The 22,493-nt window shown below is 63.1% G+C and carries 24 protein-coding genes; 6 read left to right on the plus strand and 18 right to left on the minus strand.

The annotated features are described in order from the left end of the window. Positions 1-14: 14 nt before the first annotated feature. On the minus strand, positions 15-806 hold the full coding sequence (locus tag M2375_RS06495) for an SDR family oxidoreductase (protein ID WP_259164667.1): 792 nt from the start codon (positions 804-806) through the stop codon (positions 15-17). A 44-nt stretch (positions 807-850) separates the two neighbouring features. Beyond that, positions 851-2,491, minus strand: a complete 1,641-nt coding sequence (locus M2375_RS06500) for a 3-(methylthio)propionyl-CoA ligase (protein ID WP_259164668.1) — start codon at positions 2,489-2,491, stop codon at positions 851-853. Between the two features lie 256 nt (positions 2,492-2,747). On the opposite strand from M2375_RS06500, the gene M2375_RS06505 reads away from it, so the two are divergent. Beyond that, a complete protein-coding gene (locus M2375_RS06505; RefSeq protein WP_259164669.1) occupies positions 2,748-3,449 on the plus strand; it encodes a pseudouridine synthase in 702 nt (233 codons plus the stop codon). A 27-nt stretch (positions 3,450-3,476) separates the two neighbouring features. Here M2375_RS06505 and M2375_RS06510 read toward each other — a convergent pair whose 3' ends face one another. Beyond that, complete coding sequence (locus M2375_RS06510) at positions 3,477-4,181, minus strand: SDR family oxidoreductase (RefSeq protein WP_259164670.1); 705 nt, start codon at positions 4,179-4,181, stop codon at positions 3,477-3,479. Positions 4,182-4,304: 123 nt separating this feature from the next. Here M2375_RS06510 and M2375_RS06515 point away from each other — a divergent pair, with 123 nt between their 5' ends. Then, positions 4,305-5,063: an SDR family NAD(P)-dependent oxidoreductase gene (locus M2375_RS06515; protein ID WP_259164671.1), complete on the plus strand. Its 759-nt coding sequence runs from the start codon at positions 4,305-4,307 to the stop codon at positions 5,061-5,063. 152 nt (positions 5,064-5,215) lie between these two features. Next, positions 5,216-6,400 (plus strand): beta-ketothiolase BktB, encoded by a 1,185-nt coding sequence (gene bktB / locus M2375_RS06520; RefSeq protein ID WP_259164672.1) that lies wholly within the window; start codon positions 5,216-5,218, stop codon positions 6,398-6,400. Between the two features lie 12 nt (positions 6,401-6,412). Here bktB and pepE read toward each other — a convergent pair whose 3' ends face one another. The 4 genes from pepE to M2375_RS06540 form a co-directional block, all read right to left on the minus strand. Beyond that, entirely contained in the window at positions 6,413-7,114 is a 702-nt protein-coding gene (gene pepE, locus M2375_RS06525; protein WP_259164673.1) for a dipeptidase PepE, read from the minus strand. Positions 7,115-7,271: 157 nt separating this feature from the next. Continuing rightward, positions 7,272-8,036 (minus strand): M48 family metallopeptidase, encoded by a 765-nt coding sequence (locus M2375_RS06530; RefSeq protein WP_259164675.1) that lies wholly within the window; start codon positions 8,034-8,036, stop codon positions 7,272-7,274. An 84-nt stretch (positions 8,037-8,120) separates the two neighbouring features. Next, positions 8,121-9,101 (minus strand): CysB family HTH-type transcriptional regulator, encoded by a 981-nt coding sequence (locus M2375_RS06535; protein ID WP_259164677.1) that lies wholly within the window; start codon positions 9,099-9,101, stop codon positions 8,121-8,123. 61 nt (positions 9,102-9,162) lie between these two features. Further along, positions 9,163-10,209, minus strand: a complete 1,047-nt coding sequence (locus M2375_RS06540; RefSeq protein ID WP_310473164.1) for a sulfate ABC transporter substrate-binding protein — start codon at positions 10,207-10,209, stop codon at positions 9,163-9,165. Between the two features lie 248 nt (positions 10,210-10,457). Here M2375_RS06540 and M2375_RS06545 point away from each other — a divergent pair, with 248 nt between their 5' ends. Then, positions 10,458-10,733 carry an oxidative damage protection protein gene (locus M2375_RS06545; RefSeq protein WP_259164678.1) on the plus strand — a complete coding sequence of 92 codons (276 nt, stop codon included), beginning with the start codon at positions 10,458-10,460 and terminating at the stop codon, positions 10,731-10,733. Between the two features lie 135 nt (positions 10,734-10,868). Here M2375_RS06545 and M2375_RS06550 read toward each other — a convergent pair whose 3' ends face one another. Then, positions 10,869-11,291 carry a cupin domain-containing protein gene (locus M2375_RS06550; RefSeq protein ID WP_259164679.1) on the minus strand — a complete coding sequence of 141 codons (423 nt, stop codon included), beginning with the start codon at positions 11,289-11,291 and terminating at the stop codon, positions 10,869-10,871. A gap of 167 nt (positions 11,292-11,458) precedes the next feature. Between M2375_RS06550 and M2375_RS06555 the strand changes: the two genes are divergently transcribed. Then, positions 11,459-12,415 (plus strand): GlxA family transcriptional regulator, encoded by a 957-nt coding sequence (locus M2375_RS06555; protein ID WP_259164680.1) that lies wholly within the window; start codon positions 11,459-11,461, stop codon positions 12,413-12,415. A gap of 104 nt (positions 12,416-12,519) precedes the next feature. Further along, entirely contained in the window at positions 12,520-12,654 is a 135-nt protein-coding gene (locus tag M2375_RS06560) for a hypothetical protein (protein ID WP_259164681.1), read from the plus strand. A gap of 21 nt (positions 12,655-12,675) precedes the next feature. Here the strand turns inward: M2375_RS06560 and M2375_RS06565 are convergent, their stop codons facing one another. The 10 genes from M2375_RS06565 to ppa form a co-directional block, all read right to left on the minus strand. Then, the gene (locus tag M2375_RS06565) at positions 12,676-13,953 is read right to left on the minus strand and encodes an amidohydrolase family protein (RefSeq protein ID WP_259164682.1); all 1,278 of its coding nucleotides are present in this window, start codon (positions 13,951-13,953) and stop codon (positions 12,676-12,678) included. Between the two features lie 48 nt (positions 13,954-14,001). Next, positions 14,002-14,925, minus strand: a complete 924-nt coding sequence (locus tag M2375_RS06570; protein WP_259164683.1) for an ABC transporter permease — start codon at positions 14,923-14,925, stop codon at positions 14,002-14,004. Between the two features lie 49 nt (positions 14,926-14,974). Continuing rightward, complete coding sequence (locus tag M2375_RS06575) at positions 14,975-16,036, minus strand: ABC transporter permease (protein ID WP_259164684.1); 1,062 nt, start codon at positions 16,034-16,036, stop codon at positions 14,975-14,977. A gap of 9 nt (positions 16,037-16,045) precedes the next feature. Then, a complete protein-coding gene (locus M2375_RS06580) occupies positions 16,046-17,620 on the minus strand; it encodes an ABC transporter ATP-binding protein (protein ID WP_259164685.1) in 1,575 nt (524 codons plus the stop codon). 138 nt (positions 17,621-17,758) lie between these two features. Next, on the minus strand, positions 17,759-18,763 hold the full coding sequence (locus tag M2375_RS06585) for a BMP family protein (RefSeq protein ID WP_259164686.1): 1,005 nt from the start codon (positions 18,761-18,763) through the stop codon (positions 17,759-17,761). Positions 18,764-19,187: 424 nt separating this feature from the next. Next, complete coding sequence (locus M2375_RS06590; protein ID WP_259164688.1) at positions 19,188-19,523, minus strand: hypothetical protein; 336 nt, start codon at positions 19,521-19,523, stop codon at positions 19,188-19,190. 17 nt (positions 19,524-19,540) lie between these two features. Next, a complete protein-coding gene (locus M2375_RS06595; protein ID WP_259164796.1) occupies positions 19,541-19,906 on the minus strand; it encodes a phage holin family protein in 366 nt (121 codons plus the stop codon). Positions 19,907-20,041: 135 nt separating this feature from the next. Then, entirely contained in the window at positions 20,042-20,359 is a 318-nt protein-coding gene (locus tag M2375_RS06600; RefSeq protein ID WP_182323145.1) for a YqjD family protein, read from the minus strand. 218 nt (positions 20,360-20,577) lie between these two features. Further along, complete coding sequence (locus M2375_RS06605; RefSeq protein WP_259164689.1) at positions 20,578-21,690, minus strand: NAD(P)/FAD-dependent oxidoreductase; 1,113 nt, start codon at positions 21,688-21,690, stop codon at positions 20,578-20,580. 136 nt (positions 21,691-21,826) lie between these two features. Continuing rightward, entirely contained in the window at positions 21,827-22,354 is a 528-nt protein-coding gene (gene ppa, locus M2375_RS06610) for an inorganic diphosphatase (RefSeq protein WP_116927687.1), read from the minus strand. Positions 22,355-22,493: the final 139 nt, after the last annotated feature.

The following is a 22,493-nucleotide window of genomic DNA, read 5'->3' on the forward strand; positions in this document are numbered from 1 at the left end:
GCCTTTGAATCAGGTCAGCCCGCCGTGACGATGCTGACGCCGCCGTCCACCGCCAGGCACTGGCCGGTGATGTGTTTGCCCGCATCGCTGGCCAGCAACACCGCCGCGCCCTTCAAATCGTCATCACCGCCCAGGCGCCCCAGCGGCACGCCAGCGGTCATGCTGTCCTCGCCAATCTGGTCGATCAGGCCATTGGCCATCTTGGTGCGGAAAAATCCCGGTGCGATGGCATTGACGCGGATGCCGTAGGGCCCCCACTCGGCCGCCAGCGCGCGGGTGAAGTTGATGACCGCCCCCTTGCTGGTGTTGTAGGCAATGGTCTTCATGCCCACGGGGTTGCCGCCCAGCCCGGCAATCGATGCCAGGTTGATGATGGCGCCCTGCCTGCGTGCAATCATGCAGCGCTTGGCCAGCTGCTGCGACAGCAGAAAATAGCCGCGCACATTCAGGTTCATCACCTTGTCCCAGGCAGCGGCCGGGTGGTCTTCGGCCGGCGCGCCCCAGCTGGCACCAGCATTGTTGACCAGGATATCGACATCGCCCACGCGCTCCAGCACCTCGATCGCCAGGCGCTCGATCTCGCTGTCCACCGCGCAGTCGGCCGCAATCCAGCGCGCATCAATGCCTGCGCCGCTCAGCTCCGCCACTGCGGCCTCCAGCTCGCTGGCCTTGCGGCTGCTGACCACCACCTTGGCACCGGCCTCGCCCAAGGCATGGGCCAGCTGCAGCCCCAGCCCGCGCGAGCCGCCCGTCACCAACGCTGTTTTGCCCGTCAAATCCAGAAGTTGCCCAATCTTGCGCGCCATGCGATGGCCTCCTTGTATGCGTGAAGAGTCGTCCAGGTGGACGCTCAGGTCGGCAGCACATAGTCCTTGAACTGCTCGCGCAGCCGGGTCTTGAGCATCTTGCCCGTAGCGCCCAGGGGGATGGCGTCCACAAAGAGGACGGCATCGGGAATCTGCCACTTGGCCATCTTGCCCTGGTAGAAGGCCAGCAGGTCCTCCTCGCTCACCGCTGCGTCCTTCTTGAGCGCGACAAACACCACCGGCCGCTCATCCCACTTGGGGTGGGCCATGCCCACGCAGGCGGCCATGGCGACGGCGGGGTGTGCCATCGCAATATTCTCGATATCGATGGAGCTGATCCATTCACCGCCCGACTTGATCACATCCTTGCTGCGGTCGGTGATCTGCATAAAGCCATCGGCATCGATGGTCGCCACATCGCCGGTGGGGAACCAGTCTCGGCCTTGTGCGTCAGTGACCAGCGGCGAAGGGCCCTCGTTGCGGAAGTAGTCCGCCACCACCCAAGGGCCGCGCACCAGCAGGTCGCCATAGGTCTTGCCATCCCAGGGCTGGTCCTGCCCATCGTCCCCGATGATCTTCATATCCACGCCATAAATCACCCGGCCCTGCTTGGCCAGCAGTTGGGCTTGCGCCTCTGCGGGCAATGCCAGGTGCTTGTGTTTGAGGGTGCACACGGTGCCCAGTGGGCTGAGCTCCGTCATGCCCCAGGCGTGCAGCACCGTCACGCCATAGTCTTGCTGGAAGGTCTTGATCATCGCTGGCGGGCAGGCCGAGCCACCGATGATGGTGCGCTGCAGGCTGCTAAAGCGCAGGCTCTGGCTTTGCACATGGCCCAGCAGCATTTGCCAGACCGTGGGCACCCCGGCCGCAAACGTCACCTTCTCCGCCTCCATCAGCGCGTAGACCGAGGGGCCATCGAGCGCCGGGCCGGGAAACACCAGCTTGGCGCCATTGAGCGGCCCGGAAAACGGCAGGCCCCAGGCGTTGACGTGGAACATCGGCACCACCGGCAACACCACATCGCGCGACGAAATATCCATCACATCGGGCAGCGACGCGCCATAGGCATGCAAGGTGGTGCTGCGGTGCGAATACAGCACCGCCTTGGGATTGCCCGTGGTGCCGCTGGTGTAGCACATGCCGCAGGCGGTGTTTTCGTCAAACTCGGGCCACTGGTAAGCGCCATCGGCTTGGGAAATCCAGGCCTCATAGGCGACCAGGCCGGGGATGCCGGTATCGGCGGGCAGTTTGTCGGCATCACACAGCGCCACCCATTGGCGCACCGTGGGGCAGCGCGCGTGGATGGCCTGCACGATGGGCAAAAAGCAACTGTCAAAGCACAGCACCTCGTCTTCGGCGTGGTTGACGATCCAGACCACCTGGTCCGGGTGCAGCCTGGGGTTCAAGGTATGAATGACCCGGCCCGAGCCGCCCACGCCGTAGTACAGCTCCATATGGCGGTAGCCATTCCAGGCCAGGCTCGCCACGCGCGCGCCGGCTGCCAGGTCCATGCCGTCCAGGGTCTGTGCCAGCTGGCGGGAACGCTGCGCAAACTCCCCATAGGTATAGCGGTGGATATCACCTTCCACACGGCGCGAGACGATTTCGGTATCGCGGTGGTAACGCTCTGCAAACTCCAGCAGGTTGGAAGTCAGCAGTTGCTGCTTTTGCATCAGGCCTAGCATTGGGTCTCCTTGGGAAATGGGCCGTGGCGGCGCGCAGGCCATGCTGCGCACCCCGCCGCCGGCATGCATCTGTTTTTATAGCGCTTGTGCGCGGCAAAGGGCATCGTAGCAACCCGCACTGCGCCTGGGTCACATGCGCAAATGCCTGCCGCTTATAACGACACATACAGTACAGGCTGGCGGTCGCAACGCGCAGTGCGCCCTGTCACCTAGGCTGCAGGACTTAGAATCGGGCGCTGCTCTTAGAACCGCTTCCATGCTGATCCCCGAATACATCGACGCGCACCTGCTGGTGCTGAACAAGCCATCGGGCCTGTTGTGCGTGCCTGGCCGGGGAGAAGACAAGCAGGACTGCTTGAGCGCCCGGGCCCAGCAGCAATGGCCCGATGCCCTGGTGGTGCACCGGCTGGACCAGCCCACCTCCGGCCTGGTGGTGATGGCGCGCAACCCGGCCGTGCAACGCGCGCTGGGCGATGCCTTTGCCGCGCGTGCGGTGCGCAAGCGCTATGCGGCCGTCGTCTGCGGCAGCCCGGCTGCACAGCCTCTGGCGCCTGGCCATGCGCTGCATGCGGCAATGCCGCAGGACCACCAAGCCTGGAGCCTGGTAGACCTGCCGCTGAACGCCGACTGGGAGCGCCGCCCCTTGCAGCGTGTGGACTGGGAGCGCGGCAAGCCCAGCCAGACCTGGTGGCGTGCGGTAAGCGCTGAAGAAGCGGCGAGCCTGCCAGCCATCCCCGCCGGCAGCACCCGCCTGTGGCTGGAGCCGCTGACCGGCCGCACCCACCAACTGCGCCTGCACATGCAGGCCATCGGCCATGCGATGCTGGGTGATGGCCTGTACGCCAGCGCGGCGGTGCAAGCCATGGCGCCGCGCCTGCTGCTGCAGGCGCAGCAGCTCGGCTTTGCACACCCGGTGACGGGTGCACGGCTGGACTGCCGGCTGGCAGCAGACTTCTAAAGGCCGTCCTGGAACGGCCGGGTTGCCTTATACGTGGCGCATCAGGCCGCCATCGACCCGGATGTTCTGCCCCGTGATGTACGCCGCACCTTCGGAGGCCAAAAAGGCGACCGTTGCCCCAATCTCTTCTGCCTTGCCGTAGCGCTGCAGCGGCACCGCCGCCTGGCGCTCGTCCTTCTTGGGCAAGCTGTCGATCCAGCCGGGCAGCACATTGTTCATGCGGATATTGTGCTTGCCGTATTCGTCACAGAAGATCTTGGTAAAAGCCGCCAAGCCCGAGCGCGCCATGGCCGAGGTGGGGAACAGCGCCGCCGGCTCAAACGCCCAGGCCGACGAGATATTGATGATGGCACCGCCGCCCTGCTGCTGCATGATCGGCGCCACCAGGCGCGTCGCGCGCACCACGTTCAAGAAGTACACCTCCAGGCCCTTGATCCAGTCCTCATCGCTGATGGACAGCAGATCGCCCTTGGGGCCATGGCCGGCGCCATTGACCAGCACATCGATGCGGCCAAAGCGTGCCATCACCGCATCCACCAGCTTTTGCATGTCGGCCACATTCTGGTTGGAACCCGTCACCCCCACGCCGCCCAGCTCCTGGGCCAATGCCTCGCCTTTGCCCGAGGACGACAAAATCCCCAGCGCATAACCGGCCTGGTGCAGCTGGCGGGCTGCCGCTGCGCCCATGCCGGATCCGCCGGCGATGACGATGGCTACTTTGGATTGGTTCATACTGCGCTTCCTTTGTCTCTATGGTTCCAAAGCTACCCATCCTAACCAAGCCGCCGCGCCAATGCAGGCATCCGGGAAAAACGCCGTAACGCGCAGCCCCTTCTGCCGTTACGATAGTCAGTTATGACCACCAAACACCTCACTATCCTGACCGGCGGCTCGCGCGGCATGGGCCTGGCCATGGGCCAGCAACTTCTGGCCCAGGGCCACACTGTGCTCAGCATTGCGCGCCGCTCATCCAGCGAGCTGGCCGCTGCAGCTACCGCCCCTGCTCAGCTCATCCAATGGGAACAAGACCTGGGCGATACCGATACCGCCGCCCAGCGCCTGGGCGACTGGCTGCGCAGCCTTGATGCCGCCGACTGGGCCAGCATCACCTTGATCAACAACGCCGGCGTGATACCGCAAATCGCCCCGCTGTCGGCCGTGCCCACCCCCGACCTGCGCAATGCGCTGCGCGTGGGCCTGGAATCCCCGATGGCGCTGACCGGTGTGTTCCTGGGTGCGACCGAGGGCTGGACGGTTCCAAAAAAAGTGCTCAATGTCTCATCCGGCCTGGGCCGCCGCCCCATGGCATCGCAGGCCGCGTATTGCACAGCCAAGGCCGGCATGGATGCCTATGCCCGCTGCGTGGCCCTGGAAGAGGCCCACAAACCCCATGGCGCCAAGATCGTCTCGCTCGCGCCCGGCGTGATCGACACCGACATGCAGGTGCAGCTGCGCAATGCCGATGCCGGCGCCTTCCCGGATGTGGGCAACTTCAAAGGCCTGCATGAAGGCGGCAAACTCAGCTCTCCGGCCGAAGCCGGTGCCAAGGTGCTGGCCTGGCTGGACCGCGCCGATTTTGGCCAGAACGTGATTGCTGACGTGCGCGAGGCTTGATCGCACCACAGGGCGTGCTGCACCGCCCATGCCCGCCATGGGCTGTCACCAAGGCGCGCCCTGTGCGCATCGGTTTTGCACAGAGGCGGCCGGGCTGGCAATAATGCTGCAAGGCAACATCCCTATTCCAATCCCAACCAGGAGAGCTTTCCATGTCCCGTGAAGTACTTGTCTGCAGCGCTGTGCGCACAGCTATCGGCACCTTTGGCGGCAGCCTCAAGGATGTTCCACCGACCGAGCTGGGCGCGCTGGTCGTCAAGGATGCACTGGCCCGCGCCGGCATTGAAGGCAAGGACGTGGGCCATGTGGTGTTTGGCCATGTGGTCAACACGGAACCCAAGGACATGTACCTGAGCCGCGTGGCTGCGATCCAGGGCGGTTGCCCGCAAGAGACGCCAGCGATGAACGTCAACCGCCTCTGCGGCTCGGGCCTGCAGGCGATTGTGACGGCCAGCCAAGGGATCTTGCTGGGCGACTATGACGTGGCCATCGGTGCCGGTGCCGAGAACATGAGCCGCGCGCCTTATGCCAGCACCACCAGCCGCTGGGGCGCACGCATGGGCGATTTCAAGATGATCGACATGATGACCGGTGCGCTGCACGATCCTTTCCACAACATCCACATGGGCGTTACCGCCGAGAACGTGGCCAAGGATTTCGGCATCAGCCGTGATGACCAGGACCAACTGGCGCTGAGCAGCCACCAGCGCGCCGAACAGGCCTGGGCCGAGAACCGCTTTGCGGGCCAGATCGTGCCGGTCATCCTCAAGAGCAAAAAAGGCGATATCGCCTTTGACAAGGACGAACACTTCCGTAGCGGCGCCAAGATCGAAGATTTCCAAAAGATGAAGCCCGTCTTCGTCAAGGAAGACGGCACCGTCACCGCCGCCAACGCCTCGGGCATCAATGACGCCGCCGCTGCGGTGGTGCTGATGGAGGCGGCCGCTGCCAAGGCGCGCGGCGCCAAACCCCTGGTCCGCCTGGTGGGTTACGCCCATGCGGGTGTCGATCCCAAGATCATGGGCATTGGCCCCATCCCCGCCTCCAAGGCGGTGCTGGCCAAGACGGGGCTCAAGCTGGACCAGATGGATGTCATCGAAGCCAACGAAGCCTTTGCCGCGCAGGCCTGCGCGGTGACCAAGGGCCTGGGCGCCGACCCGGCCAAGGTCAACCCCAACGGTTCAGGCATCTCGCTGGGCCACCCGATTGGTGCGACGGGCGCCATCATCACCGTCAAGGCCATCCACGAGCTGCACCGCACCGGCGGCCGCTACGCGCTGGTCACCATGTGCATTGGTGGCGGCCAGGGCATTGCGGCTATTTTCGAACGCGTCTAAGACCTCGATCTTCTAGACCATTAACGCAGTCCCTACGGGTAAGTCTTCCACCGGCTTGCCCGCTGTAAAGCGCTTGGCCGCAAACTGACCAGCCACCTGGGTTTGGCCGCCTTGCACGCTCAGCCAGCTGCCTTCCGGCAAAGCCACTACCTGCTTGTCCGGGTTGGCGATCAAAAACTCTGCCAGCCGCTGGTCCCGGGTCTCGCCTTGGTGGCCAGGCGGCAGGCTGTTGTTGTAGTGGGGGTTGATGCAAAACGGCACCAGGCCCAGCGCGTCAAAGCCCTGCGGGTCGACGATGGGCATGTCATTGGTGGTGTTGATCGTCAGGCCCGCCAGATTGGCGCCTGCGCTCCAGCCGGTGTAGGACATGCGGCCCGAGCGCACCGCATCGCCCATGCGCCCCAGCCAGCCCCGTTTGCGGCATTCGGCCAGCAGCTGGAAGGTGTTGCCGCCGCCGACGATGATCGCCTGCATATCCCCGGCCAGAAACTGACCCAGGGCATCGTCCTGGTGGGCTCCCACCAGTTGCACGCCGGTATGCGCAATGGCCTCCTGCACCTGTGCGGTGTAGTCATCCCAACTCAGCGTCACGCCCGCAAAAGGCACAAACAGCGCCTTTTGCACACCGTTCATCTGGGCTGCCAGCGCATCGCGGCAAAAAGTCAGGTAGCCGCCATCGGGGGCGCGTGAGTTGCTCAACAACAGTAAATGCATAACACCTCTTTGAGTTGGGCTGCCAGCATAGCAGCGCGAGCTGCGCGGTGGCGTCACGCAAGCCACAGAAGGTCGGCACTCAGACATGGCCGCGCACAAAAAAGGGACTGGCGCGGTGGCATGCACCGCGTCAGTCCCTCCTCAGGCTATCGCCTGCTTACTTGCCGCTGTTCAGCCGTGCTTGCATCGCCTTGGCACGGGTATCAGACGGTGGATGCGAGTCCATCAGCGAGTTGCCGCTACCGCCGCTCAGCTTGGCCAGTTTCTCGAACGCCGTGACGAGGCCCTTGCGCTCCATCTTTTGCTTGGTGAGCAGGTCGAAAGAGTAGTTGTCAGCCGCCGATTCGTTGGCCTGCGAGAACTGCGCATGGATAAACTTCTCGCCCAACTCACCGGCTTGCGAGCTGGACAGCGATGCCAGTGTGGCATTGCCGCTGCTGGCGGCGATCTGGCGCGCAGCCGAGGTGGCGTAGGCCGTCTGCATGCGGCGCTTGCTGTGGCCCAGTGCCACGTGGCCGATTTCATGGCCGATCACGCCGCGCAGCTCGTCGTCGTTCATCAAGTCCATCAGACCGCTGTAGACCCGGATACAGCCGTTGGCCATGGCCCAGGCGTTCACATCGCTGGTCAGGTAGACCTTGTAGTCGGCCTTCTTGCCTTCCACGTCCTGGGGCATATTGGCGACCACCTTGGCCAGGCGCTGGCTGTATTTGTTGTTGGCGGGCGCGAGCTTGTTTTGCTTGTCCAGCGCGGCACAGGATTCATTGGACAGGGCCACGACATCGCCGTCGGTCAAGGTCATGGCCTTCATCGCCGTCGATCCCGAGTCCATCAGACCACCGAGGTTGCCCGCATCCATCGTCTTGCAACCGGCCAGTGCCAGGCTGGCGACCAGGCCTGTGAGCATCAAAGTTTTGCGCATACGCTATCTCCTCATCTACACGTTGAAAACGTGCATCATAGCGTTTGCATATCAACTTCGATTTGCTTATACCCCGTGGTTGGCTCAGGCTGCTTTCTGGGCCGTCGCTTGAGCGGCGGGCTCATCAGGGGCTGTTGCCGATACGGCCTGCAACACCACTTCGCGCTTCAAGGTGGGCACAAAGCTTTCGATGAACTGCAGCGCATAGGCGCGCAGCCAAACCCCTTTGCGCAGCGCAATGCGGGTGGTGTTGACCTTGAACAAATGCCCTGCATCGATGGCGCGCAGATTGCGGTCGCGCTCCTCGTCAAAAGCGATCGAGGCGACGATGCCAATGCCCATGCCCAGCTCCACATAGGTCTTGATCACGTCCGCGTCCATGGCAGTCAGCACCACATTGGGGGTCACCTCGGCTGCGGCAAACGATTCATCGATGTGGGAGCGGCCGGTGTAGCCCTGCTCGTAGGTGATGATCGGAAACCGCACCAGGGATTGCAAAGTCAGCGGGCGGCCGGCCTCCTGCTGGGCGAGCAAGGGGTGGCCCGGGGGCACCACCACCGAGTGGGTCCAGCGGTAACCCGGCAAGGTCGCCAGGCTGGCATAACCGGTCAAGGCCTCGGTGGCCACGCCAATATCGGCAGCGCCGCTCAGCAGCATCTCCGCCACCTGGCGGGGCGAGCCCTGGTGCAAATGCAGGGCCACATCCGGGAACTGCTCGCGGAAATCGCGCACCACCAGCGGCAAGGCGTAGCGGGCCTGCGAGTGGGTGGCCGCAATGCTCAGCTGGCCGCTGCGGCTGGCATGAAAATCGGCACCGGCGCGGCGCAGGTTTTCGGACTCCAGCAACAGCCGGTCCACGATCGGCAAAATGGCCTCGCCTGGCGGCGTCAGCCCGGTCAAACGCTTTCCGGCGCGGATAAAGATATCCACGCCCAGCTCGTCCTCCAACTCACGGATCTGGCGGCTGACCCCGGGCTGCGATGTGTAAAGCACATGCGCCACCTCGGTCAGGTTGTAGCCATTGCGAGCGGCTTCACGCACGGCCCGCAGTTGCTGAAAATTCATAACATTCACCTTTTTGGACCCAGCCGCCAGGGGGCCCCGGCGGCTGGTTTAGCGTCCTTGCTTATTTCTTGGTGTAGATCTGGTCAAAGCTGCCGCCATCGGCAAAGTGCGCAGCATCGGCCTTGGCCCAGCCGCCAAAGGCCTCATCGATGGTGAAGAGCTTGAGCGTGGCGAACTGGCTGGCGTACTTGGCCTTGGCCGCTTCTGCGGTGGGGCGGTAGAAGTTGCGGCCGGCAATGTCCTGGCCCTCTTCCGAATACAAGTACTGCAGGTAGGCATCGGCAATCTTGCGGGTGCCACGCTTGTCGACCACCTTGTCCACGACAGTCACGGTGGGCTCGGCCAGAATCGACAGCGAGGGCGTGACGATCTCGAACTTCTCAGGGCCAAATTCCTTCAGCGCCAGGTAGGCCTCGTTTTCCCAGGCCAGCAGCACATCGCCTTGGCCGCGCTGCACAAAGGTCACGGTCGAGCCACGCGCACCGGTGTCCAGAATCGGCACATTCTTGAACAGCTTGGTGATGTAGTCCTTGGCACCGGCTTCACCGCCGTAGTTGCGTTTGCCAAATTCCCAGGCGGCCAGGTAGTTCCAGCGCGCGCCGCCGCTGGTCTTGGGGTTGGGGGTGATCACCTTCACATCGGACTTGATCAAGTCGCCCCAGTCTTTGATGCCCTTGGGGTTGCCCTTTTTGACCAGGAAAACAATCGTCGAGGTGTAAGGTGCGCTGTTGAGCGGCAGGCGCTTTTGCCAGTCGGCGGGCACCAGTTGGCCGTACTTGTTCAAGGCGTCAATGTCACCGGCCAAGGCCAGGGTTGCCACGTCGGCCTCGATGCCATCGATGATGGCCCGCGCCTGCTTGCCCGAGCCGCCGTGCGACTGCTTGATCGTCACCGTCTGGCCGGTGGTGTCCTTCCAATGCTTGGCAAAGGCCTGGTTGTACTGGTTGTACAGCTCACGCGTGGGGTCGTAGGACACATTGAGCAAGGTCACGGGCGCTGCCGCCTGGGCATGTACCGCGCTGCTGAAAAACGCAGGCGCAAGCGCCATCAGAGACGCGGCTGCGGCTGCGGCTATCGGAAACTTGATAAAGTGGCGGCGTTGTTGCATGGAACACTTTCAGAATGGCAAAAATCTTGTGGATTGCAAGGCTTGAACACATTCTGAAACGCCGCCATCAAAACTCAAACTACTATTAATTCAGTTTTTAATGACTGAAAGTTATTAACAAGACGCAAAAGCGCCTGTCCATACCTGGACAAGGCATGCAGCGGTTGGCATGGCCATCACGCTGCTGCAGCTTGGGACCAGCGCCTTGAAAGCGCCCCAGCGTCAACCCAACGAAGGAAACATCTCCCATGGCACGTATGGTCAACTGCGTCAAACTGCACAAAGAAGCCGAGGGCCTCGACTTTCCCCCCTACCCGGGTGAGCTGGGCAAGCGTCTGTGGGAAAGTGTCAGCAAGGAAGCCTGGGCGGGCTGGCTCAAGCACCAGACCATGCTGGTCAATGAAAACCGCCTGAACCTGGCCGACCTGCGTGCGCGCCAGTACCTGGCCCGCCAAATGGAAAACCATTTCTTTGGCGACGGTGCCGATGCCGCCGTCGGCTACGTGCCGCCTACCGCCGATTGATGCTGCGGCGTTGAGCAGCGTTTGCCAGGGGTCTGACCCGGGCATAAAAAATGGCAGCCTAGGCTGCCATTTTTTTATCTCTCAGGGCGATGGACTATCTGCGGATGCAGTAAATCATATATTCAGAGAAAGATATTATTTAGCCACCAGATCAAAACCACCGCTCTGGTATTGGAACAGCAAGCAATCCATACCTGCCACACAGCCGCTTTCATGGATCAGGCCGGCAGGCAGATCGTAGAAGGAGCCTGCGGGGTACTCGGTGCGCTTGCCATCGATCACAGCATAGAACGTGCCTTGCACCACCACGGTCGGCAGCGACTTGCTGTGGTGGTGGGTGGGGTTGTCACGGCCAGCGGGGAACAGCACAAAGGCTTCGTAGGCGTCCTTGCCCGTCAGATCGCCGCGCAGATTGGCATACTTGATGCCGCCCGAACCTGCCAATTCGGTCCACTTGAGTTGCGACACTGGAACCGACACCAGGCCATCAGCGGCACCTGCGGCGCAAGCGATCAAAGAAGAGGTGGCCAGAACGGCGGCAGCAATGGAAAATTTCATCATTAACTCCTAGTATTAAAAGATTGAATAAGCGCTTAGATACCGACCAGCAAGGGTTTTATGTGTGCCCGAATCGATAGTTCTATTCTGTTCATTGGCAGAAAATGCAAAAGTAGCCAAATAGACAAGTTGCGCTAAGATCCGGCCAAATCCACAGATTCACCGCCATGCACACGATTGCTGTTATTGCCTACGACGGGATCAGTCCCTTCCATTTGTCCGTTCCCTGCATCGTGTTTGGCGACGACCTGCTGCGCCTGGGCGCGCCGCGCTATGAGCTGCGGGTCTGCGCTGAGCGCACCGGGGCTGTGTCCACCTTGTCCGGTTTCGCCATCCAGGTGGCGCATGACCTGAGCGCTTTGGAGCAGGCCGACACCGTCATCATTCCGTCCTGGAGCTCACCCGATGCGCAGCCTTCCACCGCCATGCTGGCCGCACTGCAGCAAGCCCATGCCCGTGGCGCGCGGGTGGTGGGGCTGTGTTTAGGCACCTTTGTATTGGCCCAAGCGGGGCTGCTCAAGGGGCGTTCGGCCTCCACCCACTGGGCCTGGGCCGATGATTTCGCCAAAGACCACCCCGACGTCAAGCTTGACCGCCATGCGCTCTACACCGATGACGGCAATATCACCACCTCGGCGGGCACCGCAGCCGCCATCGACTGCTGCCTGCACCTGATCCGCGTCGACCATGGCGCAGAAATCGCCAACCGGGTGGCACGCCGCCTGGTCGTGGCCCCGCACCGCCACGGCAACCAGTCCCAGTACATTGAGATGCCGCTGTCCGAGACAGAGCGCCCGGATGCCGTCTCTGCCGCGCTGGACTGGGCCATGGCCCATCTCAACGAGCCCATCAATATCGAGCAGCTGGCACAGAAGGCCCATATGAGCCCGCGCAACTTCAGCCGCCACTTCAAGCGCAAGACCGGCGCCACCGTGGTGCAGTGGTTGCTGCACCAGCGCTTGGCCGTCGCCCAGCGCCTGCTGGAAAGGGGGGATGGCTCGATCGACCAGGTGGCAGAGACGGCGGGATTTGGCTCAACGGTGTCATTCCGTTTGCAGTTCACCCGCATGTTTTCGATCTCGCCCGCCAGCTACCGCAAGCAGTTTCTGCACCGCGAAGCTTAGGGCTGGACAGCTGCAGCCAGTACCTGGACGATGTTCTGTCCTACGCCGAAGAAAAGCACTACCACTGGGCGTTTTACAGCTTTCGCGAAGACGCCTGGGATGCCATGGACTACGAACTGGGCAAGGCCAAGAGCGATTGGCCCTACTGGGATGCGATGGAAAAAGGCTTGCCGGACCCGGTGAAGCGCAGCGCAACGCCTGAGTTCGAGCCCATCCGCAAGCGTTTGCAACAGCCCTGAACGGGCCGGCTCCGCCTCGTCTTAACGGGCGCTCAGCAGCGACGTGTTGCCTGGCCGGCCTGGCACATTCAAGGTGGCCACCGGCGCTGGCGTGCTGGCAATGCGCTGGCCACGGCGCCATACGCCCAGGCGCGTCGCCTTCAGGCGCAAGGCCTCCACCGGGTCCTTGGCATGCAGCAGCACAAAGTCCGCATGTGCGCCCTGTTCAATGCCATAGCCCTGCAGCCCCAGCAAGCGAGCCGGGTTGTGGGTAATAGCCTCAAAACACTGTTGCATGCCCGCGCGGCTGGTCATCTGCGCCACATGCAGGCCCATATGGGCCACTTCCAGCGCATCACCTGATCCCAGGCTGTACCAAGGGTCCATCACGCAGTCATGGCCAAAGGCAACCGTCAGGCCTGCGGCCATCAACTCCGGCACCCGCGTCATGCCCCGGCGCTTGGGATAGGTGTCGTGGCGGCCCTGGATGGTGATATTGATCAAGGGGTTGCTGACAACGCCCAGCTGCGCCTCGGCCATCAACGCCATCAGCTTGCTGACGTAGTAGTTGTCCATGCTGTGCATGGACGTCAGGTGCGAACCGGTCACGCGGCCATGCAGGCCCAGGCGATGTGTGTGGTAGGCCAGCGTTTCCACATGGCGCGACATCGGGTCGTCCGATTCATCGCAGTGCATATCGACCAACTTGCCGCGCTCGGCCGCCAGCTCGCAGAGGATGCGCACGCTCTCGGCCCCATCGGCCATCGTGCGCTCAAAGTGCGGAATGCCGCCGACGACATCCACGCCCAGGTCGAGCGCGCGCTTGAGGTTGTCCAGCCCGCCCGGTGTGCGCAGCACGCCATCTTGCGGAAAGGCCACCAGCTGCAGATCGATATACGGCGCCACGCGCTTTTGCACATCCAGCATGGCTTCGACCGGCAGCAAGCTAGGGTCGCTGGTGTCCACATGGCTGCGGATGGCCAGCAGGCCCCGCGCCACCGCCCAGTCGCAGTACGCCAGCGCGCGTTCCACCAGCGCATCATGGGTCAGTTGGGGCTTTAACTCGCCCCACAGCGCAATACCTTCGAGCAAGGTGCCGCTTTCGTTCACACGCGGCATGCCATAGCTCAGGGTCGCATCCATGTGGAAATGCGGGTCCACAAAAGGCGGGCTCAGCAGCAGGCCCTGGGCATCCACCACCTCGGCAGCGGGCGCCTGCAGGCCCTCACTCACCTCGGCAATCTTGCCGTCTTGCACAGCGACCGACATGTTCTTGCGGCCATCGGGCAAGCTGGCATTGCGAATCAATAAATCAAGCATTTTTTATCCTTGTAGGCAGACCATAGGCTGCATCGTGGGGCGCGAAGCTCAGCGCTCGCCTTTGCGATAGGGTTTCATCAGCGCCTGCGGGTACGCGGCTTTGCGGGCCACCAGCACCAGCGCCAAGATCGACAGCAGGTACGGCAGCATCAGGTAGAACTGGTAAGGCACGAGGCCATCGCCCGACTGCTGCAGGCGCAGCTGCAGCGCATCGAAGAACGCAAACAGCAGCGCACCCAGCAAGGCCTTGCCCGGCCGCCAGGAGGCAAACACCACCAGGGCGACGCAGATCCAGCCCCGGCCGTTGACCATGTTGAAGAAAAAGGCGTTAAAGGCCGAGAGGGTCAAAAACGCGCCCGCCACGCCCATCAGCGCCGAGCCGGCAATGATGGCACCACTGCGCACCGCCATCACCGCCACGCCCTGGCCTTCGGCAGCCTGCGGGTTCTCGCCCACCATGCGCACTGCCAGGCCTAGCGGCGTGCGAAACAGTACCCGCGCCAAGAACGGCACCAGCAGCAGCGCTAACAAAGTCAAGGCCGTTTGCTCACCCAGAATCGGTATCGGCAACCAGTCCATGGCCTCAAAAGGCGTGATGGTGGGCGGCGTATTCACCTTGGGAAAACTCACGCGGTAGCCGTAGTACGACAAGGCCGTCGCCAGCATCGTGATGCCCAGGCCCGAGACGTGCTGCGACAGCGCCAGCCCCACCGTCAGCCAGGCATGCAGGCTGCCCAGCACCGCACCCGTGAGCGCCGCGACCAGCACGCCCGTCCACAGGCCGTGGCCGGCGTAGACCGTGAGCCAGCCGGTAAAAGCGCCGGCCACCATGATGCCCTCAATGCCCAGGTTCAGCACCCCGGCCCGCTCGCACAGCAACACGCCCAGGGTGCCCAGCAGCAGCGGCGTAGCGGTGCGCAGCACAGCCACCCAGAAAGAGGCATTGGCCAAAATATCCATCACGTCGCTCATAGGGCACCTCGCGCTGCGCTTTGTTCTTGGGGTTTCAACATCGCAGCTCTCACTTTCTGCGCAAGCGGTATTGGGTCATCAGGCTGGCTACCAGCACAGACAGCAGCGAGGCCGCCACGATCACATCGGCAATCGCATTGGGCACGCCCACGGCGCGGCTCATGCTGTCGGCCCCCACCAGCATGCCGGCCACAAACACGGCCGAGGCCACCACGCCCAGCGGGTGCAGGCCCGCCAGCATCGCAATCACGATGCCGCTGTAGCCATAGCCGGGCGACATGTCCAGGGTCAGGTAGCTGGTGCGGCCTGCTACCTCAATGGCGCCCGCCAGCCCGGCCAGGCCGCCCGACAGCAGGGCCACCAGCACGACAGTCCGCGTCACCGGCACCCCTGCAAAGGCGGCAGCACGCGGATTGGCACCTGCAGCGCGAATGTCAAAACCCGGCACGGCCCGCTGCAGCAGCAGCCACAGCGCGACGGCCAGGCCCACCGCAATCAGCAAGCCATTGTGCAAACGGGTTTGCGCAATCAGCTTGCCCAGCTCCAGGTCACCCTGCAGCGCCACGCTCTGCGGCCAACCCATGGCCATCGGGTCTTTCATCGGGCCGTCGAGCAGATAAGACACCGCCAGCAGCATGACAAAGTTCAGCAGCAAGGTGGTGACCACCTCGTCCACGCCCAGCTTGGTTTTCATCAAGGCGGGGCCCAGCAGCAAGGCAGCACCGGCCAAGGCGGCGGCCAGCATCATCAGCGGAAACAGCAGATAAATGGGCAGCTCAAAGCCGGTGCCGCCATGCATGCCGCCCACAGCCACGGCTGCCACCGCGCCGGCATAGAGCTGGCCTTCTGCGCCGATATTGAACAGCCGCGCCCGAAAGGCCACTGCGGCGGCCAGACCGGTAAGAATCAGCGGCACTGCGCGCGTCAAGGTCTCGGACAGCGCAAACAGCGAGCCAAAGGCTCCTTTGAACAGCGCCACATAGGTCGCACCCACGGGCGCACCCGCCCACAGCACCAGCAAGCCGCTGATGGCCAAGGTAAACACAACGGCACCCAAGGGCGCGGCCACCATGGCCAGCTTCGAGGGGGTTGCTCTTTTTTCTATACGCATTGCAGTCTCTCAGCCCTGGCGCGCAGGCGCTGTCATGGGGGATCCGGCCATGGCCAGTCCAATGGTCTCGCGGCTCCAGTCCGCAAAAGGCAGCACGGGCGACAGCTGCCCCTCGTGCATCACGCCGATGCGGTCGCCCAGCGCCAGCACCTCGTCCAAATCGTCCGAGATCAGCAGCACCGCCGCACCGGCATCGCGCGCGGCCAGCAGTTGCTGGTGCACAAAGCGCACCGCGCCAATATCCAGGCCCCAGGTGGGCTGGTGCGCCACAATCAGGCGCGGGGCCATGCCCTCGACCCCCTGGGGTGCCAGCAGGGCCCGGCCCAGAATCAGCTTTTGCATATTGCCGCCCGACAGCGAGCGGGCCGGCGCGTCCAGCCCGCCTCCGCGCACATCGAACTGCTGGGACACATGCTGCGCCTGGCTGCGTGCCTGCGCACGGCGCACCCAGCCCCAGCGTGAGAACCAGCGGCTGCGCAGGCGCTCAGACACCGCGTTTTCCCAGACTGGCAAATCGCCCACCACGCCGGTGCCATGGCGGTCTTCCGGAATGCGGGCCACGCCCTGGGCCACCAAGGCCAGGGCCGAGGCCGGCATGGGCAAGCCCAAATACTGCAGCTTGCCCTGGCCCGGGCGGCGCATGCCGCAGAGCATGTCCGCCAAAGCCACCTGGCCGTTGCCAGAGACACCGGCAATCGCCACCATCTCCCCGGCTTTGAGCACCAGCGAGACATCGACCAGGCGATCGCGTGCGGTAGATTTGGCGGAGCCTGCGGTGTGTACATTGCGCAGGCTGCAGACCTCCTCGCCCACCCGGGCTGCAGGTTTGCGCTCGGGCAGGCTCACGGCCTCGCCCACCATCCACTGCGCCAGCTGCGCCTGGGTGCTGCCGGCGGTTGGTGCTTCGGCCACCAGCTTTCCGTGCCGCAGCACGGCCACGCGGTCGGCCACGCGCAGTACTTCGCCCAGCTTGTGGCTGATAAAGATGATGGACAGGCCTTGCGCCACCATCTGGGACAAGGTCGCAAACAGCGCCTCACTCTCCTGCGGCGTCAACACCGCAGTCGGCTCATCCAGAATCAAAATGTTGGCGCCTCGGTACAGCGCTTTGAGAATCTCCACCCGTTGGCGCTCGCCTACCGAGAGGCTGCCTACCCGGGCATCGGGATCGACCACCAGGCCGAACTGCTGGGCCACCGCCACCAGCTTGGCGCGGGCCTGGCGCTTGGCCGACTGCAGGCGCCACAGCGATTCGCTGCCCACCATGATGTTGTCCAGCACGCTCAGGTTGTCGGCCAGCGCAAAGTGCTGGTGCACCATGCCGATGCCAGCGGCCAGCGAGGCACGCGGCTGGCCGGGTGCCAGCGCCTGGCCCCTCACCTCGATATGCCCTGCATCGGCCACATAGTGACCAAACAAGATGGACATCAAGGTGGATTTGCCCGCGCCGTTCTCGCCCAGCAGGGCCACGATCTCGCCCCGGTGCAAGGTCAGCGAAATGGCGTCATTGGCGACCAGCGGGCCAAAGCGTTTGGTGATGCCATGCAGCTGGAGCACGACAGGAGAAGAGCTTGGAGGAGACATGGGTGGTGGCCGCTGGGTTCGCTGGGCAAAAGACGGGGGCCTTGAAGCTGGCACTGAAACAGCCCCGGCCGTAGCCAGGGCTGGAAGTTAGCGGCGCCGTGCCTTCAACACGCAGCGCCTATGCAATCCAAGCCAGGCTTACTTGGCCGTGGACTTGGGTTGCGTGTCGTCGACTTTTACGCTGAACTTGCCCGACAGGATATCGGCCTGCTTGGCCTGCACCTTGGCGATCAGGTCGGCTGGCAGCTTTTTCTCGAAGGTGCCGAAAGGTGCCAGCGACGAGCCCTTGTGCTTCATCATCGAATACGGGCCGTAGTCCTCGGCCTTGTAGCTGCCGTCCTTGACCGCTTGGATGGCGCGCTCCACGCTCGGCTCCATGTGCCACAGGGCCGAGGCCACCACGGTATCGGGGTACTGCGCCTGGGTGTTGATCACATTGCCAATCGCCAGCTTGCCCTTTTCCTTGGCCGCATCGCTCACGCCAAAGCGCTCGGCATACAGCACGTCAGCGCCCTTGTCGATCATGGCAAAGGTGGCTTCCTTGGCCTTGGGTGGATCGAACCAGCTGTTGATGAAGCTAACGGTGAATTCCACCTTGGGGTTGGTTTCCTTGGCGCCGGCCATGAAGGCGTGCATCAAACGGTTGACTTCGGGGATGGGGAAGCCGCCGACCATGCCGATCTTGCCCGTCTTGGTCATGCCGCCAGCCACCATGCCCGACAGGTACGCCGGCTCCTGGATGTAGTTGTCGAAGACGCTGAAATTGGGCGCCTGGACCTTGCCGGACGAGCCCATGACAAACGCAGTCTTGGGGAAATCCTTGGCCACCTTGCGGGCAGCCGACTCCACACCAAACACCTCACCAAACATCAGCTGCGCGCCGCCGGTGGCGTACTCACGCATCACGCGTTCGTAATCGGCATTGGCCACGTTCTCGCTCGATTTGTACTCGATCTCACCGCGCGCCTCGGCAGCCTTCAGCGCCTCATGGATGCGGCTGACCCATTGCTGCTCGTACGGCACGGTGTACACCGCCGCGACCTTGACCTTGGTTTGGGCCCATGCCGGTGCAGCCGAGAGGCCAGCCAGCGCGAGGGGCAGCGCAGCCAGGCAGGTTTGAACAATACGACGCCGTGTAGTCATCAAGAAGCTCCTAGAGAGGTGAGATCCACTTGCGATCAAGTGGGCGGGCGAGAGAAGCAAGTTCTGTACCGTGTCTTGCGCCAACGTGGTGCTGAGGCGGGTAGCTGCTCCATTTTTAAGAGCAACAGGCCATGGCCGGCCCGCAAGCGTCAGCGCTCGCAACGCCAGGCACAACGCACAAAGCAGATGCACCACACAATGCGTATATACACAGCGCGCCGCGCATTCTAACCAGATAAGCGGCGCTTGAAACCGTATTTTCGCTATGCCAACGCAGGCAGCAAGCGGACTGTCCCTATGGCCGGGACTAGGCGCAGGGCGATAGGGCATGAAAAAACCGCCATGCGTTGCGGCATGGCGGTTTGAGGGTGCGCACAGATCTGTCGTAGCGCCTGGGTGCGGACGGGTATCGTGAATGGCAGCGTCAGTGGCTGCGGCGCAGTTTCATCACAATTGGCATCGCAATCGTTGCCAAGCGGATCAGCTTGCGCGGACCCACCAGCAGGCCAATACCCACCAGCCCAGCACACACCACCGGGTGCTCGCGGCCAAATACCACCAGGCGCTCCACCAGCGTGCCCTGGCCCACAGGGGCGTGCTGGCCGCCGGTGTCCCGGCGCAAAGCCAGCGCTTGTTGGCGCGCCAGGCGGCGCCCGTCAATGCGTTCGCGCTGCATCTGGATGCGCTGCAGCACATCGCGTGCCTCGGGATCGGTCACCTGCAGCAGCAACAGATCAGCGTCTTTGCTTGGGTTGATCATCGCATTGCTCCCCTGCATTATTTGAGACGTCCCTTGACAGCTTGCCAGTCCTGGCGCAGCACCGTCTTCGTCAGTCTGAAAGGATTGGCCGCCTTCTTGGTGGTCAGGTACAAAAAGGCCAAAACCCCCAGCCACAACACCAGCCAAGCGCCAGCGACCAACCAAGTCGCCAGCATGCGGTGAGGCGTGTCCCAGAAGGAAATAATGATGGCGCCAGAAAGGACCGTCAGGGCGACGATGGTCAGGCCCGCGACCACCAAACCCATCAGCACCAACCAAATCAGGTTTTTCTTCTGCTCCTGCCATTCAATGGCCAGCAGATCCATTCGGTCTTCGGCAGCTATAGCGCTTTCCGACAGCAAAGCGCGAAAGCGCGCCAGCATGTCGTCCACGCCCAGCACAGACAACCAGTTCATGGACTCTCCTCGTGCGTATGGGGCCGCTCAGTGCCCCTTGTTCTTGGTGTCGGCCCGGTGGGCCAGCCAGCACGGCCGGTGGGCCGACGCTGGCAGCGTGGCTTAGCGGCGTGAGAAGATAAAGCCGATCAGTGCACCAACGGCCAGTGCGGCACCGGCAACACGCCATGGCTCGTCGTGGGCATAGCGGTCTGCGGCCAGTGCGGCTTCCTTGGCTTGGCGGGCGGCTTCTTGCGCAGCGCGCACAGCGCCTTCACGGGCATCGCCAGCGCTGTCTTCCAGGCGTTGGCGCAGTTGCTTGATGTCTGGGATGCTGTCCAGATCCTTGCTCGACAGCACACCACGCAGGTCGCTCACCAGTTTTTCCAGATCAGCCTGGGCATTCTCAACGGTATCGCTCAGCAAATTGGATTTACGCATATTCATCATCCTTTTCTTGGTCAGGCTACAGGAAAGTGTCGCACTCACTACGCAGCGGACATACCAGCCGTTGCATAGCGAGTGCTCGGTTACATGTTAACGGAGAAACCTGTGACCCCAGGTTCCGATATGCACCCCTGCCTGTCAGAAGATTCCGACTATCGCCGTCAAAAAGCATCTATTTGTAGTTTTTTGCACTGCTTCTGCGTTGTCAGCGTCTACACGGCCGACGCGCCGACCGCTTGCTTCACCGCCTTGGCAATCGCCAAGCAGCTGGTGAGACCGGGCGACTCGATGCCGAGCAAGTGGAACAAGCCAGGCACAGCATGCACCTCGGGGCCCTGCAGCACAAAATCGGCATCGGGCTGGCCGCGGCCGCTGATCTTGGGCCGGATACCGGCATAGCCTGCCGCCAGCGCACCATCTTGCAGCGCAGGCCAGTAGCGGCGCACGGCAGCATAAAAGGCCTCACCACGGGTTGGATCCACCACCAAATCGTCTGCACTGGCTACCCACTGCACGTCCGGGCCAAATTTGGCCTGGCCGCCCAGGTCCAAGGTCAGGTGCACGCCCAGGCCACCGACTTCGGGCACCGGGTAGATCAGGTGCTTGAACGGCGCGCGGCCGCCCAAGGTGAAGTAGTTGCCCTTGGCGTAATGGGCCACCGGCAGTTGCGCCAGATCAGCGCCTTCGAATTTGCGCGCCAGGTCAGGCGCCCACAGGCCAGCGGCATTGACCACGGTGCTGGCCTGCAGCTCCGTGCCATCGTCGGTGCGCAGCAGGATGCCGCCATCCTGGCAGCGGGCCGCAACCAGTGGGCTGTTGAAGACGACCATGCCACCGGCGTTTTCCAGATCACCTTGCAGGCTGAGCATCAGGCCATGGCTGTCGACAATGCCGGTACTGGGCGAATGCAGGGCGGCCACGCATTCCAGCGCGGGCTCCAGCGCCCTTGCCTCTTCGCGGCTGAGCAGCACCAGGTCACCCACGCCATTGGCGGCGGCGTGGCGGGCAATGTCCTGCAGCTTGGCACGCTGCGCCTCGGAGGTGGCCACAATCAGCTTGCCGCAGCGCTGGTGGTCAATACCGCGCTCCTGGCAGTAGGCGTACAACAGGGCCTTGCCTTCCACACACCAGCGCGCTTTCAGCGATCCTTGCGGGTAATAAATCCCGGCATGGATCACCTCGCTGTTGCGCGAGCTGGTGCCCGTGCCAATGGCGTCCTGCGCCTCCAGCACCAGCACCTCACGCCCGGCCAGGGCCAGCTCACGGGCCACGGCCAGCCCCACCACACCCGCACCAATCACCACGCAATCGACAATATCGGCCACTTGCTCGCTCCTTTGCTTTTATATGCCCGCCAGCTTAGCGCCTGGCGCCCGGCCCAAAAACAAAAAGCCGGTTAAAAACCGGCTTTCGTAGGCGTTGCTTGGCAAGGGCTGCACGGCCCCTGCAGGCCGCGTCTGCTTATTTGTTGTAGTTGGCGATGCCGTCTACGATTTCCTTGTGGGCCTCGTCCACACCCTTCCAGCCCAGCACCTTGACCCACTTGCCCTTTTCCAGGTCCTTGTAGTGCTCGAAGAAGTGCGAGATCTGCTGGAGCACCAGGTCATGGATGTCGCTCAGGTGGTTGATCTTGTCGTAGGCGGGCAGCAGCTTTTGGGTGGGCACGGCCAGCACCTTGCCGTCCACGCCCGACTCGTCTTCCATGTGCAGGATGCCGATAGCGCGGCAAGGCACCACCACGCCGGTAGGCAGGGGGAAAGGCGTCATCACCAGCACGTCCACGGGGTCACCGTCGCCCGACAGGGTTTGGGGCACATAGCCGTAGTTCACGGGGTAGTGCATGGCGGTACCCAGGAAGCGGTCCACGAACACGCAGCCCGAATCCTTGTCCACTTCGTACTTCACAGGAGCGGAGTTGGCCGAGATTTCGATCACAACGTTGAAGACATCAGGGGCCTTGGAGCCAGGGGTCAGTTTTTCGAAGGACATGCGATTCCTATGAGGTCAATTGAATGGAGTGCCTGGAGGGCGTCTGAAAAAGCCGCCAGCCACCGGCAAAACCCCGTGATTTTAGGTGCATTGGCCAGCCGCTGCCCAAAAAATGCCAACCGCATCGTCAAATGCGGTG

Origin of the sequence: Comamonas sp. BIGb0152, assembly GCF_024809975.1 — a bacterium.
In the GTDB taxonomy this organism is placed as follows: Bacteria; Pseudomonadota; Gammaproteobacteria; order Burkholderiales; family Burkholderiaceae_C; genus Comamonas.

Coding starts and splice junctions, on each gene's coding strand:
- M2375_RS06495 (WP_259164667.1), bottom strand. CDS start 806: ATGGCGCGCAAGATTGGGCAACTTCTGGATTTGACGGGCAAAACAGCG.
- M2375_RS06500 (WP_259164668.1), bottom strand. CDS start 2,491: ATGCTAGGCCTGATGCAAAAGCAGCAACTGCTGACTTCCAACCTGCTG.
- M2375_RS06505 (WP_259164669.1), top strand. CDS start 2,748: ATGCTGATCCCCGAATACATCGACGCGCACCTGCTGGTGCTGAACAAG.
- M2375_RS06510 (WP_259164670.1), bottom strand. CDS start 4,181: ATGAACCAATCCAAAGTAGCCATCGTCATCGCCGGCGGATCCGGCATG.
- M2375_RS06515 (WP_259164671.1), top strand. CDS start 4,305: ATGACCACCAAACACCTCACTATCCTGACCGGCGGCTCGCGCGGCATG.
- bktB (WP_259164672.1), top strand. CDS start 5,216: ATGTCCCGTGAAGTACTTGTCTGCAGCGCTGTGCGCACAGCTATCGGC.
- pepE (WP_259164673.1), bottom strand. CDS start 7,114: ATGCATTTACTGTTGTTGAGCAACTCACGCGCCCCCGATGGCGGCTAC.
- M2375_RS06530 (WP_259164675.1), bottom strand. CDS start 8,036: ATGCGCAAAACTTTGATGCTCACAGGCCTGGTCGCCAGCCTGGCACTG.
- M2375_RS06535 (WP_259164677.1), bottom strand. CDS start 9,101: ATGAATTTTCAGCAACTGCGGGCCGTGCGTGAAGCCGCTCGCAATGGC.
- M2375_RS06540 (WP_310473164.1), bottom strand. CDS start 10,209: ATGCAACAACGCCGCCACTTTATCAAGTTTCCGATAGCCGCAGCCGCA.
- M2375_RS06545 (WP_259164678.1), top strand. CDS start 10,458: ATGGCACGTATGGTCAACTGCGTCAAACTGCACAAAGAAGCCGAGGGC.
- M2375_RS06550 (WP_259164679.1), bottom strand. CDS start 11,291: ATGAAATTTTCCATTGCTGCCGCCGTTCTGGCCACCTCTTCTTTGATC.
- M2375_RS06555 (WP_259164680.1), top strand. CDS start 11,459: ATGCACACGATTGCTGTTATTGCCTACGACGGGATCAGTCCCTTCCAT.
- M2375_RS06560 (WP_259164681.1), top strand. CDS start 12,520: ATGGACTACGAACTGGGCAAGGCCAAGAGCGATTGGCCCTACTGGGAT.
- M2375_RS06565 (WP_259164682.1), bottom strand. CDS start 13,953: ATGCTTGATTTATTGATTCGCAATGCCAGCTTGCCCGATGGCCGCAAG.
- M2375_RS06570 (WP_259164683.1), bottom strand. CDS start 14,925: ATGAGCGACGTGATGGATATTTTGGCCAATGCCTCTTTCTGGGTGGCT.
- M2375_RS06575 (WP_259164684.1), bottom strand. CDS start 16,036: ATGCGTATAGAAAAAAGAGCAACCCCCTCGAAGCTGGCCATGGTGGCC.
- M2375_RS06580 (WP_259164685.1), bottom strand. CDS start 17,620: ATGTCTCCTCCAAGCTCTTCTCCTGTCGTGCTCCAGCTGCATGGCATC.
- M2375_RS06585 (WP_259164686.1), bottom strand. CDS start 18,763: ATGACTACACGGCGTCGTATTGTTCAAACCTGCCTGGCTGCGCTGCCC.
- M2375_RS06590 (WP_259164688.1), bottom strand. CDS start 19,523: ATGATCAACCCAAGCAAAGACGCTGATCTGTTGCTGCTGCAGGTGACC.
- M2375_RS06595 (WP_259164796.1), bottom strand. CDS start 19,906: ATGCTGGCGCGCTTTCGCGCTTTGCTGTCGGAAAGCGCTATAGCTGCC.
- M2375_RS06600 (WP_182323145.1), bottom strand. CDS start 20,359: ATGCGTAAATCCAATTTGCTGAGCGATACCGTTGAGAATGCCCAGGCT.
- ppa (WP_116927687.1), bottom strand. CDS start 22,354: ATGTCCTTCGAAAAACTGACCCCTGGCTCCAAGGCCCCTGATGTCTTC.